Genomic DNA, 12,093 nt, shown 5'->3' with positions numbered 1-12,093 from the left:
GGTGCATCAGGATCGAGGCGGTAACAAGAGGGAACCGACAGGCGTCCCGGTAACCGCTCGCGACGCGTCCCCTTCTTCTTCCCTCCTTCCTTTCCCTCGTTCCTTCCTGCTTCAAGGAGCTGTGCCGTGTCCGCGTCGTCCACTTCGTCCCCGCCCTCCACATCGCCACCGCAGGAGACCGTCGCGCGGTCCCGCATGAGCGGGCGTGCGTGGGGGGTGCTCTTTGTGCTCTGCGGAGCGATCTTCCTCGAGGGCATCGATGTGGCCATGCTCAATGTGGCCCTGCCGTCGATCCGCGCCGACCTGGGGATGTCCACCGGCGAGCTCCAGTGGGTGATGAGCGCCTACGTCGTGGGCTACGGCGGGTTCATGCTGCTGGGCGGCAGGGCCGCGGACCTCTTCGGCCGGCGGCGGATGTTCCTGTTCTGGCTCACCGTGTTCCTGCTCTTCTCCGGACTGGGCGGCTTCGCCGACGACGGGCCGACGCTCATCGTCGCCCGCTTTGTGACGGGGGTCGCGGCCGCGTTCATGACCCCGGCCGGGCTGTCCATCATCACGACCAGCTTTGAGGAGGGACCGCAGCGGGACAAGGCCCTCCTCGTCTACTCCGGCACCGCGGCCGGGGGCTTCTCCGTCGGCCTGGTCGTCGGAGGGCTGCTGACCTCGGCCGACTGGCGCTGGGTGTTCTACGCGCCCGTCGTCCTGTCGTTCCTCGTCCTGGTCGCCGCCCTGGCCCTCCTCCCCGCGTCCGAGCGGCCCGACCGCACCGGACAGCGCGTCGATCTGCTCGGGGCGTCCACCGTGACCGGCGGGATCGTGCTCCTCGTCCTCGGCGTCGAACGCGCCGCGCACGCCGGCGTGGGCCAGACGCTCGCCACCCTCGGCGCCGGCCTCGTCCTCCTCGTCGTCTTCGTGCCGGCCGAACGCCGGGCGGCCGAGCCGCTGGTGCGGCTCGGCATCTTCCGCAGCGGCCCCCTGGTGCGCGCCAACCTCTCCGCGCTGCTGTTCTCCGGCGGCTTCTTCGGATTCCAGTTCATCGCCGTGCTGTACCTGCGCGAACTGCGGGGCTGGTCCACGGTCGAGACCAGTCTCGCGCTCCTGGTGATCGGCATCGACGCCGCGCTCTCGCCCACGCTCACCCCCAGGCTCGTCAGCCGCTTCGGCAACGCGCGGGTCATCTTCGGCGGCCTGGTGCTGGCCGCGGTGGCGTACGCCCTCTTCCTGCGGGTCGGCGCGGACTGGAGCTACGCGGCGATGTTCCCCGCCTTCATCACCCTCGGACTGGCCTTCTCCCTGGCGTACGGCCCGCTGACCATCGTCGCCACCGAGGGCGTCGAGGAGGAGGAACAGGGCCTCGCGGGAGGGCTGCTGTACACCTCCTTCCAGTTCGGCGCCGCCCTCGGACTGTCCGCCGTCACCGCCGTCAACGTCGCCGCCACCGACGGCGGCTCCCCCCGGGCCCTGCTCGACGGCTACCACGCCGCGCTGCTCGTCCCGCTCGCCGCGGCCGCACTGGCCGCGCTCATCAGCGCGTTCGGCCTCCGCGGCCGTCCCCGCGACGGGAAGGCGGCGGCATGACGCCGAAGGTCGGCTCCTCCGCGCCGAGCCCTACGCCGGGGCCTCTTCGTCGGCCGTGGCGCGGCTGGCCAGTCGCTCGTAGCGCTGCCGGGCGGCCTGCGGGGTGCCGAGCCCCAGTCCGAAGGCGATCTCCTGCCAGGTCATGCCGCGGCCGCGGGCCATCTGCAGGAGTCCGGCTTCCAGTTCGTCCATCTCCCCGCGGACCAGCGGGACGAGGGTCAGCGCCGCGGTGATGTCGGCCTGGTCGACCTCCGGCTCCCCCTCATCCCGCTGAGCCGCCCCGCTGAGCAGGAAGGACACCAGCCTGACGGCCTCGTGCGGGCCGAGGACCGAAGGGTGGGTCTGCCGGCGGCGCTGGGCGTCGGTGGCCGCGTGGCGCTCGGCGATGCGCATCAGCGACGCGTAGACGCGGTGCGCGCGCGCCGCCTCCGGCCGCGGGGGCGTGAAGGGATCGGGCTGCTGATCGGGTGTCGAAGGCATGGCACCAGGATGGGTCCCGCACGGGTTGGTGTCAACAAGTTGTTTTGAACGACTTGTTTACTCGCCTGGGTGCCGACCCCTCGGTGCCTCGCCCGCCAGGGGCGTCACTCGGCGGGCGAGCGCAGATAGTTGTAGACGGTCGCCCGGGACACCCCCAGCAGCTCGGTCACCACCGGGACGGAGTGCTTGACCTGGAGGAAGCCGCGGGTCTTGAGGGAGCGGACGAGTTCCTTCTTCGCCGGGGAGCCGAGGCTGCGCGGGGTGTGGCCGCGGGCGGCGGCGAACTCCTCTATGACCGTGCGGAGTTCGTCCGCGGTGCGGGCGCGCAGGGTCTCGGTGAGGGGCTGTTCCTGGTCGTCGGTGCGGACCAGGTTGCTGAGGCTGCGGGCGACGCTGGCGAACAGGGACACGTCGAGGTTGAGGCAGATGGCGGCGACGTACTCGCCCGCGCTGTTCTTGATGCCGATCGAGGTGCTCTTGGCGGGGCGGCCGTCCGGGAAGCGGTTCGGGTAGTTCTGCACGATGTCGGGGAAGTCGGGGTCCTGGATACGGGCGATGCCGAGCTCGGTGGCGGGGTCGCCGACGGCGCGGCCGGAGAGGTTGGACTCGATGGCCCGGATGGCGTGTTCGGGGTCGCGCAGGTCGTGCAGCACGACCTCGCACAGCCCCGGGAACATCCGGCCGATGGCGACGACGATCTTCTCGGCTTCCCGCAGGAGCAGGTCGTCCTCGGCGGTCATGAGGCGTCTTTCCGATCGGTGAAGAGGGCGCTCATCGTGGTCGCCGCCTTCAGGCCCGAGCCGGTCAGCAGCACGACCGTCGTCTCGCCGGGCCGGATCGCGCCCCGGGCGCGGAAGACGTCGATCGCCGCGGCGGCGGTCGCGCTGGTCGGCTCGGCGTACAGGCCCATGGCGGCCAGGCGGCGGGCCGCGGCGGCGATCTCGTCCTCGGGGACGGCCGCCATGTCGCCGTCCGAGCGGCGCACGGCCCGCACGACCTCGGGCAGCCGGACGGGCGCGCGGATGGCCGCGCCCTCGGCGATGGTGGGGGCGAAGGGGGCGGCGGGCTCGCCGTGGAAGGCCGCGTGGATGGGGGCGCAGTGGGCGGGCTGGGCGACGAGCAGCCGGGGGCGGCGCCGGATCTGGCCGGCGGCCAGCAGCTCGGAGAAGCCGAGGTCGCAGCCGAGCACGGTGGAGCCCGCGCCGGCCACCGTCACCACGTTGTCCGGGGCCGTGAAGCCCAGGTCCTCCCACAGCTCGTAGGCGAGGGTCTTGGTGCCCTGGAGGAAGAAGGGGTGCCAGTTGTGGCCGGCGTAGTACGTACGGGCCGACCGGCGCAGCGTCTCCGCCGCCGTGGCGTCCCGGTCGCCCGGGACGAGCTCCACCCGCGCCCCGTACGCGCGGGCCTGGAGGACCTTGGCGGGGGAGGTGGACGCGGGGGCGAGGATGGTGGCCCGGATGCCGGCCGCGGCACAGTACGCGGCGACGGACGCCCCGCCGTTGCCGGAGCTGTCCTCGATGACCTCCGGCACGCCGCGCTGCGCCAGCAGGGAGATCATCACGCTGCTGCCGCGGTCCTTGAAGCTGCCGGTGGGGCTGAACCACTCCAGCTTGAAGAGGACCGGGGCCTCGCCCCAGGCCTTCTCGACCAGGGGGGTGAGGCCCTCGCCGAGCGACACCGGGGCGGGGATGTCCAGGGGGAGGGCCGCGCGGTAGCGCCACAGCGAACGGGTGCCGGTGTCCACGTCCTCGCGGGTGATGCCGGGCAGGGCGGAGACGGTCAGCGGGGCGCCGTCGTCGCCGCGCCAGCGCGGGTCGGTGAGCGGGTAGCGGGCGCCGGACCGCTCGTCCAGGTAGTGGGGTGCGGTGGGGCGCGGGTCGGCGGGGCGGGATTCAGGCTGCACTTTGGACATTCTGTTTAGCCATGGAGAGTCAGTCAAGAGTGTCAGGCGGGCCGTACACCCGTTCCAGCACCGCCGCCACCCCGTCCTCGTCGTGGTCCGGCGCCACCTCGTCCGCGACCGCGATCAGCCCCGGGTGCGCGTTGCCCATCGCCACCCCGTAGCCCGCCCACTCCAGCATCGGGATGTCGTTCGGCATGTCGCCGAAGGCGATGGTGTCCTCCGGCGCGAAGCCCATGCGCTCCGCCGCCCGCCCCAGCCCCAGGGCCTTGTCCACCCCCGCGGGCAGCACCTCGATCATGCCCTTCTCCGAGTGGGTCACCGACACCTCGTCCCCGCCCGCCAGCGCCGCGGCCGCCGCGACCCGGCCGTCGGGCAGCTCGCGGTGGCGCATCAGCACCTTCTCGATCGGCCGTGCCCACAACTCCTCCCGGCTGCCCACCAGCCCCCAGTCCGGCCGTACCCGGTCGGTGAAGCGGGGCGTGACCACGAAGCGGTTCTCGGGCGCGGCGGTGACCACCGCCAGCTCCAGCGGCCGCCCGCCCAGCTCCTCCTCGGTGCGCTTGACCACCGCCCGCGCCAGGTCCAGGTCCAGCGCCGCGGAGACCAGCAGCCGGTCCGCCGAAGCGTCGTACAGCTGCGCGCCCTGACCGCACACCGCGAGTCCCTCGTAGCCGATGGCGACCAGGAACTCCCGGCAGGAGGCGGCCGGCCGCCCGGTGACGACCAGATGGCGCGCCCCGGAGCGGCCGGCGAGGGCGAGCGCCGCGCGGGTGCGGGCGGAGACGGTCAGGTCGGTGCGCAGCAGCGTGCCGTCGAGGTCGGTGGCCACCAGCCGGAAGCGCGGCCCGGCGGAGCCCGGGCGGGGCGCGGAGCCCGAGCGGGGCGCGGAGCCCGAGCGGGGCCGGGGCAGCCGCGGGGCGGAGGGGGCGGAGGCGGCTGGTGTGGCGTCGGCGGTGTGCACGTGCCGGTGTCCCTTTCATGTCCTCGGGCCCGCGCCGTGTCGTCGGGCCCGAGGCGTGCCCACAGCGACGCGAGGGCGACGCGGATCGTCGCCCTCGCGCGAAAGATCGAGCCCCTGAATGCTGAGCCAGAATGGCGGCTCGGGCGGGTGCGATCAAGCCGTCTTGACAGCCGCGCGCAAGCCGCCCACGGCAGCCGTCCTCAAGCCGCCCGCGGCAGCCGTCCTCAAGCCGCCCACGGCAGTTGCCCTCAAGCCGCCCGCGCCGGCCGTCCTCAGGCCGTCCGGGGCCCGGCCTCCGGCTCGGCCTCCGCCTGCCGCGCCGCCACCTGCTTCGGCAGCCGGTACGAGAGCCTGCCGTACCAGAGGCGGGAGAGGCCGAAGCCGAACGACAGACACAGGGCCCCGCCGACGGCGTCCAGCCAGAAGTGATTGGCCGTCGCCACGATCACCACCAGCGTGGCCGCCGGGTACAGCAGCCCCAGCGCCTTCACCCACACCGGGCGGGCCAGCACCGCGATGGTGATCCCGCACCACAGCGACCAGCCGATGTGCATCGACGGCATCGCCGCGTACTGGTTGGACATGCCGGCCAGGTTCCCGGAGGCCATCGACCCCCAGGTGTGGTGCGCCACGACGGTGTCGATGAAGTGGCCCCGGGCCATCAGCCGGGGCGGCGCCAGCGGGAAGAAGTAGTAGCCCAGCAGGGCGACCCCGGTGGTCGCGAAGAGCACCAGCCGGGTGGCGGCGTAGCGGCCCGGGTGCCAGCGGTACAGCCACACCAGCACGCCGAGGGTCACCACGAAGTGCAGCGTGGCGTAGTAGTAGTTCATCCCGACGATCAGCCAGCCGACCGAGTCCAGCGCGTGGTTGACGCCGTGCTCGAAGGCCAGGCCGAGCCGGTCCTCCCACTCCCAGATCCGGCCCGCGTTGCGCATCGCCTCGTGCTTCCGCTCCGGGACGGCGTTGCGGATCAGGGAGTACGTCCAGTAGCCGACGGCGACCAGGAGGATCTCGAACCAGAGCCGGGGTCTGCGGGGGGCGCGCAGCCGGTCCATCAGCGTAGGGGGCGGCGCCGGGCGCGCTTCGGTCTCCTCGATGGGTGACGGAGTGGCCGTCCGGCCTGGCAGAGTCCTCACAGTCGCTTCACCCATAGGGCAACAGTCTGCCAGAAGCGACCCGGCGGCAGATCGTCCCCGAGTCCGGTCTTGACGCCTTATGTCCCGCTTGGGGTGGTCCCGGTTGTAGGGGAGTCCGGCAAACGCCCGATTATGTCCCGCCGCCCCGCGCGCCCGCCCCGTGCGCCGAGGCCGTGGAGCCGCGGACCACCAGCTCGGGGAGGAAGACGAACTCGCTGGGCGGCGCCGGGGTGCCGCCGATCTCCTCCAGCAGGGCGCGCACCGCCGCCTGGCCCATCGGCTGCACGGGCTTGCGGACGGTGGTCAGCGGCGGGTCCGTGAAGGCGATCAGCGGTGAGTCGTCGAAGCCGACCACCGAGATGTCCTCCGGCACGGCCAGGCCCTGCCGCCGGGCCGCGCGGATGGCGCCCAGCGCCATCATGTCGCTCGCGCACACCACCGCCGTGCACCCGCGCTCGATCAGCGCCTCGGCCGCCGCCTGGCCGCCCTCCAGGGTGTACAGGGAGTGCTGGATCAGCTCCTCGGACTCCTCCGGCCCGACCCCCAGCTGCTCGCGCATCGCCCGCTGGAAGCCCTCGATCTTCCGCAGCACGGGCACGAACCGCTTCGGGCCGAGCGCCAGCCCGATCCGGGTGTGCCCGAGGGAGGCCAGGTGGGTCACCGCCAGCAGCATCGCCGCCCGGTCGTCGGGGGAGATGAAGGGCGCCCGCACCTTCGGCGAGTAGCCGTCGACCAGGACGAACGGCACGCCCTGGCCGCGCAGCCGGTCGTAGCGCCGCATATCGGCGGTGGTGTCCGCGTGCAGCCCGGAGACGAAGATGATCCCGGCCACCCCGCGCTCCACCAGCATCTCCGTCAGCTCGTCCTCGGTCGAGCCGCCCGGGGTCTGGGTGGCCAGCACCGGGGTGTAGCCCTGGCGGGTCAGCGCCTGCCCGATGAACTGCGCGAGCGCGGGGAAGATCGGATTCTCCAGCTCGGGGGTGATCAGCCCCACCAGCCCCGCGCTGCGCTGACGCAGCCGCACCGGCCGCTCGTAGCCGAGCACGTCGAGGGCCGCGAGGACGGATTCGCGGGTGGTCGCCGCCACGCCGGGCTTGCCGTTCAGCACACGGCTGACCGTGGCCTCGCTGACCCCCGCCTGGGCTGCGATGTCAGCGAGCCGTGCGGTCATGGGGCTGGACTGTACCGGTCGCACGTCAGATTGCCCACCACGCACAGGAATCGGCGGGAATGCGCACGGTGCCGGCCCCGTACTCCAGGGGGGCCGAGGACAGCAGCGCACGCCCGGGGACGGGCAGCTCCACCTCCTCCCCGAGGGTGTTGAGGGTGCACACGAATCCCGGCCGGGACAGCGCGAGCACCCCGTCGGGCGCGTCCAGCCAGGCCATCGGGGTGTCCCCGAGACCAGGCAGCTCCCGGCGCGCCGCGAGCGCGCCGCGGTACAGCTCCAGCGTGGAGTCCGGGTCGCCGGTCTGCGCCTCCACCGACAGTCCGGGCCAGTCGGCGGGCTGCGGCAGCCAGCTGCCGCCCGGGCCGAAGCCGTACGACTCCCCGTCGCGCGACCAGGGGATGGGCACCCGGCAGCCGTCCCGGAAGCCGTCCTGGCCGCCGGCGTGGAGGGCGCGGAAGAACGCCGGGTCCTGGCGGCACTCGTCCGGCAGGTCCGTGACCTCCGGCAGCCCCAGCTCCTCGCCCTGGTAGATGTACGTCGAGCCGGGCAGCGCCAGCACCAGCAGGGCCGCGGCCCGCGCCCGGCGCAGCCCCTGGGCCGGGCTGTCCTCGGCGTAGCGGGTGGCGTGCCGGACCACGTCGTGGTTGGAGAGCACCCAGGTGGTGGGGGCGCCCACGGAGGCGGTCGCGGCCAGCGACTCGTCGATCACCTCGCGCATCGCCGCCGCGTCCCACGGGCACCTGAGGAACTGGAAGTTGAACGCCTGGTGCAGCTCGTCGGGGCGCACATACAGCGCCAGCCGCTGGGAGGTGGGCGCCCACGCCTCGGCCACGCCGATCCGCACCGTGCCGTCGGCCCGGCTGTAGGAGTCCAGCAGCCGCCGCCAGGAGCGGTGGATCTCATGCACCCCGTCCTGGTCGAAGAACGGCAGCACCTGCGCGCCGATCAGCTTGGCCTGTTCGGTGTGGCCGATGTCGGGCAGGCCCGCGGCCTTGACCATGCCGTGCGCGACATCGACGCGGAAGCCGTCCACGCCCAGGTCAAGCCAGAACCGCAGGATGGACTCGAACTCCTCGGCGACCTGAGGGCAGTCCCAGTTCAGATCGGGCTGCTCGGGCGCGAAGAGGTGGAGGTACCACTCGCCCGGGGTGCCGTCGGGATCGGTGGTGCGGGTCCAGGCGGGGCCGCCGAAGACCGACTCCCAGTCGTTGGGGGGAAGTTCGCCGTCCGCGCCCCGGCCGGGCCGGAAGTGGTAGCGCTCGCGGGCCGCCCCCCGAGGCCGGTCCGCGAGCGCCTCCTGGAACCACACGTGCCGATCGGAGGTGTGGTTCGGCACGATGTCCACGATCACCTTCAGGCCCAGCTCATGGGCGGTGCGCACCAGGTCGTCGGCGTCGCCGAGGGTGCCGAACAGCGGGTCGACGGCGCGGTAGTCGGCCACGTCGTAGCCCCCGTCGGCCTGCGGCGAGGCGTAGAACGGGGTCAGCCAGACCGCGTCCACGCCCAGCCGGGCCAGGTGGGGCAGCCGCTCGCGGGCGCCGCGCAGATCCCCGATGCCGTCGCCGTCGCTGTCGGCGAAGGACCGCACGTACACCTGGTAGATGACGGCGTCGCGCCACCAGTCGGCACCGCCGGCCGGACGGGCGGTCTCGGTCTGGGGTGAGGTGGTCAGCTCCTGGGTCATGCCGGTGAACGTAACAGCTCTGCAATGCCTTGTGGAAGGGATTGCAGGGGCTTGCGGTGCCCATCCAGCGTGATCCGGGCGTGCTCCGGCGCTCTCGGCAGGGGTCAGTGTGCCGACGGCGAACCTGCGAGGGGTGGCGGGTCCGGCATCTTGCAGAAACGCACCGCAAATTTTTGCCGAACTGAACCGCTACGCGGGCTTGGCGCGGACGAACCGGTGGGGGTTGCCGTCGCTCCAGGTGAAGGTGAGGGTCTGGCCGCCGTCGCTGAGCCGGGCCGGGCCGCTGGTGGTCGCGCCCTGGCAGGTGAAGGTGGCTGCCATGGAGGCGCTGATGGTCCCGGAGCAGGTGCCCTTGTTGCCGCTCGCGGACATCGACGTGCCGCTGATCCTCCGCGTTCAGTCGATACGCCGCGCGGGCTGGCTGGTGATTCGGGCGATCGTCTCGAAGTCGGAATCCGCGTGCAACACTGTGAGCTTGTGGTGCGAGGCTGTGACGGCCACGAGCAGATCGACCGGGCTCGCGCACTGGTGCCAGGCGCGGTCTGCGAGTCGCTGCTGTAGTTCTGCGGTCTCGTCCCACGCCGAGTCCCGCAGTGTGTAATGGGGGAATGTCTCGCGCAACAGGCTGTTCGCCTCGTAGTACGCGGCACGGCTTCCCACGGCGCGCAGATATTCCTGTCGAACGGGCTCGCAGATGCCGACGAGCCCTGCAGTGACGGCCTGGTCCCACTCCGGGCCCGTCTGCCCCCGGTAGAAACGCACAAGGGCGCTGGTGTCGATGAGGAATTCCTCCCTCATGCGGCGTTGTGCCCCTCGCTCGCGGGGGCGGCCTCATCAAGCGCCGAGAAGTCGATCTCGCCCGCGGCCACCATCTGCCGCATGCGGGCCACCGCGGCTGCTCGTCGACGGCGGTCGTTGATCTCGCGCAGTGCCGCGTTGACCGTGTCCTTCTTGGTCGTGGTGCCCAGGTGGCGCGCGGCTTCGGCCAGGGCTTCGTCATCCAGATCGATTACCGTGCGCGACATATCTGCTCCACATCGTGTTGATATCTAATCTCGATTCAAGATATCACTCCCGCTTGGGTGAGGCGTTGACAATGGTGAGGCGCGGATAACCAGGTCGTCGGGTGCCGGGCACCCGCCCGTCAGCGCAGCGCCGTCACCCGCCCGCCGCCCGCCAGGCGGCCGCTCAGCCGGGCCTGGTCGCCCTCCCGCGCGGGCAGGGTCAGCGTCCGGCCCACCGCCGTGCCCCGGACGTCGCCGCGCGCGGCGACGGAGGTCACCTGGCTGCTGCCCGCCGCCAGCAGATACCACCGCCCGGCGCGGGACTTCCACAGCGCGCCCGCCAGCACGCGCGGCTCACGCGGGCCGCAGGCCGGGGAGTCGCCCGCGTTGGCCACGACCGCGGCCGGCGCGGCCGGGTCGGTGGTGGGCGGCTGGAACTGGGCCAGCACCCGGCCGCCCGCGCCCCGCCAGGTCTCCGCGCGCGTGCACACCCACTCCGCCGAGCCGCCGCCCTCGGGCAGCCGCTGGGCCGCGAACCGCCAGGCGTTGACCGTGCGCACCCCCCGCGAATGCAGCAGCGGGAGCCGGCACGCGGTGTGCGCCCAGGCCGCCCGGGCCGGCGCGCCCGACACGTCCCGCGGCCCGCCGCCCCGGCCGCCCGGGGCGCCGTACGTCAGCCGGGCCGGGACGATCTCGCCCAGGTCCGTCACCAGGCGGGACCCGAGCCGCAGCGCGGTCCAGCTCTCGCACTCCGGCGCCCGTCCCGCGCCGCCCACCAGGTCGGCGCCGCCCGCGCGCACCGGATCCGTCACCCCGTCCGCCGTCAGGCGCAGCGGCCGGGCCGCCTCGCCGGGCCGCACCAGGTCCCGTACGGAGGGGTGGCGCACCCAAGGGGCGGCCAGATAGCGGACGTTCCCGTCCGCGCGGGTCACGACCAGGCCGGTCGAGGAGGCCGCGTCGGCGGCGTCGGCCCGCGCGAAGTCCAGCGCCACGGCGCCGCCGTCGCCGTCCCCTACCTCCGCGTACCGCACCACCCGCAGCCCGTCGTACAGCAGCACCACCGCCACCTGGTCGACCTCGCCCGCGTACAGCAGCTGGGGCGGGCCCGAGGGCGGGCCGGACTGTGTGCCGGGCGTGGCCGACACGCGCACCGAGCGGCCCGGCCGCGCCCAAACGGCCAGCGCGCGGCGCAGCAGCGGCGTGTCGCCCGTGCGGTCGCCGCGCGCGGGCCAGGTGGAGAAGTCGGCGCGAGTGGCGGTGCGCCACGCCCCGGGCGCGGCACGGGTCAGCTCGGCCGGGTCGAGCGCGCGCTCCGAGGACGGGTTGCGCGCGTACGGGGGCGCGGCCGCGCCGCTGGGGCCCCAGCCCTCGCCGGGCAGGCCGAGCAGCGTGCCGCACACCACCAGCGCCGCCGCGGCGGCGAGCGCCGCGCGCGCGTGCTGCCGGCGCCGCATCAGATCGGTGGGCCGGGCCCGCAGCGCGCAAGGGTCGAACTCGGGGGACTCCAGCAGCGTCCCGTCCCGGCTGCCCGCCGGGTCCTCCACCGTGTCCGCCTCGGCGAGCGCGCCGCGCGGGTCGGCGACCCCGGCGGCCTTCAGCACCTCCCGCGCCTCGCGGTCGCCCAGCCGCTCCAGGCCGCGCAGCGCGTACGCGGCACGCCCGGGGCCCGACAGCTGAGACAGCGCCTTGTCCAGGGCGAGTTCGTCGGACCCGCCGGGGGACGGGGACAGCCGCAGCCCCCACACCCGCGGCAGCGCCGGCCCCAGCGGCAGGCGCCGCCGCTGCGCGGCCCGCAGCGCGCCGCGCAGCACCCGCAGCCGCACGAAGGCGTACCCGGCGTCGTCCGCCGCGCCCTCCGTCCCGCGCTGCCCGGGGAGCCCGGGCGTGGCCCCGGCGCCGCCCCGGCCGTCGGCCCCGGTCTGTGGCCTGACACCGGTCTGTGGCCCGGCCCCGGCGCCGTTGGCCCGGCCGCGGGGCAGCGCGCGCTGCGCGAGCCCGTGGGCCGCCAGTACCCGGCGGGTGCGCCCCATGCCGGGCGGCAGCACCAGATACGCGAGCCGCACCAGGCGCGGGTAGTGCTCGACGATGGCGGCCTCGGCCTGCTCGACGTCGATCAGGGTGGGGGAACCACCGGGGAGGTCGGCTGTCTCCTGCTGCTGCTCCACGGTTGGAGAAC

General features: G+C 73.8%; 12 protein-coding genes. 1 reads left to right on the top strand and 11 read right to left on the bottom strand.

Going from position 1 to position 12,093, the window contains the following annotated elements:
- Positions 1 to 195: 195 nt before the first annotated feature.
- Entirely contained in the window at positions 196 to 1,578 is a 1,383-nt protein-coding gene (locus tag BBH68_RS03195; protein ID WP_065958701.1) for an MFS transporter, read from the top strand.
- 30 nt (positions 1,579 to 1,608) lie between these two features.
- Here the strand turns inward: BBH68_RS03195 and BBH68_RS03190 are convergent, their stop codons facing one another.
- The 11 genes from BBH68_RS03190 to BBH68_RS03140 all read right to left on the bottom strand — a co-directional run bounded on the left by BBH68_RS03190 (position 1,609) and on the right by BBH68_RS03140 (position 12,082).
- Positions 1,609 to 2,058 (bottom strand): DNA-binding protein, encoded by a 450-nt coding sequence (locus BBH68_RS03190; RefSeq protein ID WP_065958700.1) that lies wholly within the window; start codon positions 2,056 to 2,058, stop codon positions 1,609 to 1,611.
- Between the two features lie 104 nt (positions 2,059 to 2,162).
- The gene (locus BBH68_RS03185) at positions 2,163 to 2,798 is read right to left on the bottom strand and encodes a helix-turn-helix transcriptional regulator (RefSeq protein WP_065958699.1); all 636 of its coding nucleotides are present in this window, start codon (positions 2,796 to 2,798) and stop codon (positions 2,163 to 2,165) included.
- Positions 2,795 to 3,970 (bottom strand): threonine synthase, encoded by a 1,176-nt coding sequence (locus BBH68_RS03180; protein ID WP_065958698.1) that lies wholly within the window; start codon positions 3,968 to 3,970, stop codon positions 2,795 to 2,797. Before BBH68_RS03180 ends, BBH68_RS03185 begins: the two co-directional genes overlap by 4 nt.
- 19 nt (positions 3,971 to 3,989) lie before the next feature.
- Positions 3,990 to 4,922, bottom strand: a complete 933-nt coding sequence (locus BBH68_RS03175; RefSeq protein ID WP_079150766.1) for an HAD family hydrolase — start codon at positions 4,920 to 4,922, stop codon at positions 3,990 to 3,992.
- Between the two features lie 272 nt (positions 4,923 to 5,194).
- On the bottom strand, positions 5,195 to 6,073 hold the full coding sequence (locus BBH68_RS03170; RefSeq protein WP_076971028.1) for a phosphatase PAP2 family protein: 879 nt from the start codon (positions 6,071 to 6,073) through the stop codon (positions 5,195 to 5,197).
- A 115-nt stretch (positions 6,074 to 6,188) separates the two neighbouring features.
- Entirely contained in the window at positions 6,189 to 7,229 is a 1,041-nt protein-coding gene (locus BBH68_RS03165; RefSeq protein ID WP_065958696.1) for a LacI family DNA-binding transcriptional regulator, read from the bottom strand.
- A gap of 25 nt (positions 7,230 to 7,254) precedes the next feature.
- Positions 7,255 to 8,913 carry a glycoside hydrolase family 13 protein gene (locus BBH68_RS03160; protein ID WP_065958695.1) on the bottom strand — a complete coding sequence of 553 codons (1,659 nt, stop codon included), beginning with the start codon at positions 8,911 to 8,913 and terminating at the stop codon, positions 7,255 to 7,257.
- 189 nt (positions 8,914 to 9,102) lie between these two features.
- On the bottom strand, positions 9,103 to 9,285 hold the full coding sequence (locus BBH68_RS03155) for a hypothetical protein (protein WP_065958694.1): 183 nt from the start codon (positions 9,283 to 9,285) through the stop codon (positions 9,103 to 9,105).
- A gap of 24 nt (positions 9,286 to 9,309) precedes the next feature.
- The gene (locus BBH68_RS03150) at positions 9,310 to 9,711 is read right to left on the bottom strand and encodes a PIN domain nuclease (RefSeq protein WP_065958693.1); all 402 of its coding nucleotides are present in this window, start codon (positions 9,709 to 9,711) and stop codon (positions 9,310 to 9,312) included.
- Positions 9,708 to 9,938: a type II toxin-antitoxin system VapB family antitoxin gene (locus BBH68_RS03145; RefSeq protein WP_065958692.1), complete on the bottom strand. Its 231-nt coding sequence runs from the start codon at positions 9,936 to 9,938 to the stop codon at positions 9,708 to 9,710. Before BBH68_RS03145 ends, BBH68_RS03150 begins: the two co-directional genes overlap by 4 nt.
- A 119-nt stretch (positions 9,939 to 10,057) precedes the next feature.
- Positions 10,058 to 12,082 carry a hypothetical protein gene (locus BBH68_RS03140; RefSeq protein ID WP_065958691.1) on the bottom strand — a complete coding sequence of 675 codons (2,025 nt, stop codon included), beginning with the start codon at positions 12,080 to 12,082 and terminating at the stop codon, positions 10,058 to 10,060.
- Positions 12,083 to 12,093 lie beyond the last annotated feature (11 nt).

The sequence above is a fragment of the Streptomyces sparsogenes genome (genome assembly GCF_001704635.1).
Classification (GTDB): Bacteria; Actinomycetota; Actinomycetes; order Streptomycetales; family Streptomycetaceae; genus Streptomyces; species Streptomyces sparsogenes.
Note: the sequence above shows the minus strand (reverse complement) of the source record. Positions and strands in the feature narration are given on the sequence as shown.

Bases quoted from the DNA above. Each gene is read 5' to 3' on its own strand.
- BBH68_RS03165 (WP_065958696.1), bottom strand. From the start codon at position 7,229: ATGACCGCACGGCTCGCTGACATCGCAGCCCAGGCGGGGGTCAGCGAG.
- BBH68_RS03150 (WP_065958693.1), bottom strand. From the start codon at position 9,711: ATGAGGGAGGAATTCCTCATCGACACCAGCGCCCTTGTGCGTTTCTAC.
- BBH68_RS03145 (WP_065958692.1), bottom strand. From the start codon at position 9,938: ATGTCGCGCACGGTAATCGATCTGGATGACGAAGCCCTGGCCGAAGCC.
- BBH68_RS03180 (WP_065958698.1), bottom strand. From the start codon at position 3,970: ATGTCCAAAGTGCAGCCTGAATCCCGCCCCGCCGACCCGCGCCCCACC.
- BBH68_RS03185 (WP_065958699.1), bottom strand. From the start codon at position 2,798: ATGACCGCCGAGGACGACCTGCTCCTGCGGGAAGCCGAGAAGATCGTC.
- BBH68_RS03195 (WP_065958701.1), top strand. From the start codon at position 196: ATGAGCGGGCGTGCGTGGGGGGTGCTCTTTGTGCTCTGCGGAGCGATC.
- BBH68_RS03160 (WP_065958695.1), bottom strand. From the start codon at position 8,913: ATGACCCAGGAGCTGACCACCTCACCCCAGACCGAGACCGCCCGTCCG.
- BBH68_RS03155 (WP_065958694.1), bottom strand. From the start codon at position 9,285: ATGTCCGCGAGCGGCAACAAGGGCACCTGCTCCGGGACCATCAGCGCC.
- BBH68_RS03190 (WP_065958700.1), bottom strand. From the start codon at position 2,058: ATGCCTTCGACACCCGATCAGCAGCCCGATCCCTTCACGCCCCCGCGG.
- BBH68_RS03170 (WP_076971028.1), bottom strand. From the start codon at position 6,073: ATGGGTGAAGCGACTGTGAGGACTCTGCCAGGCCGGACGGCCACTCCG.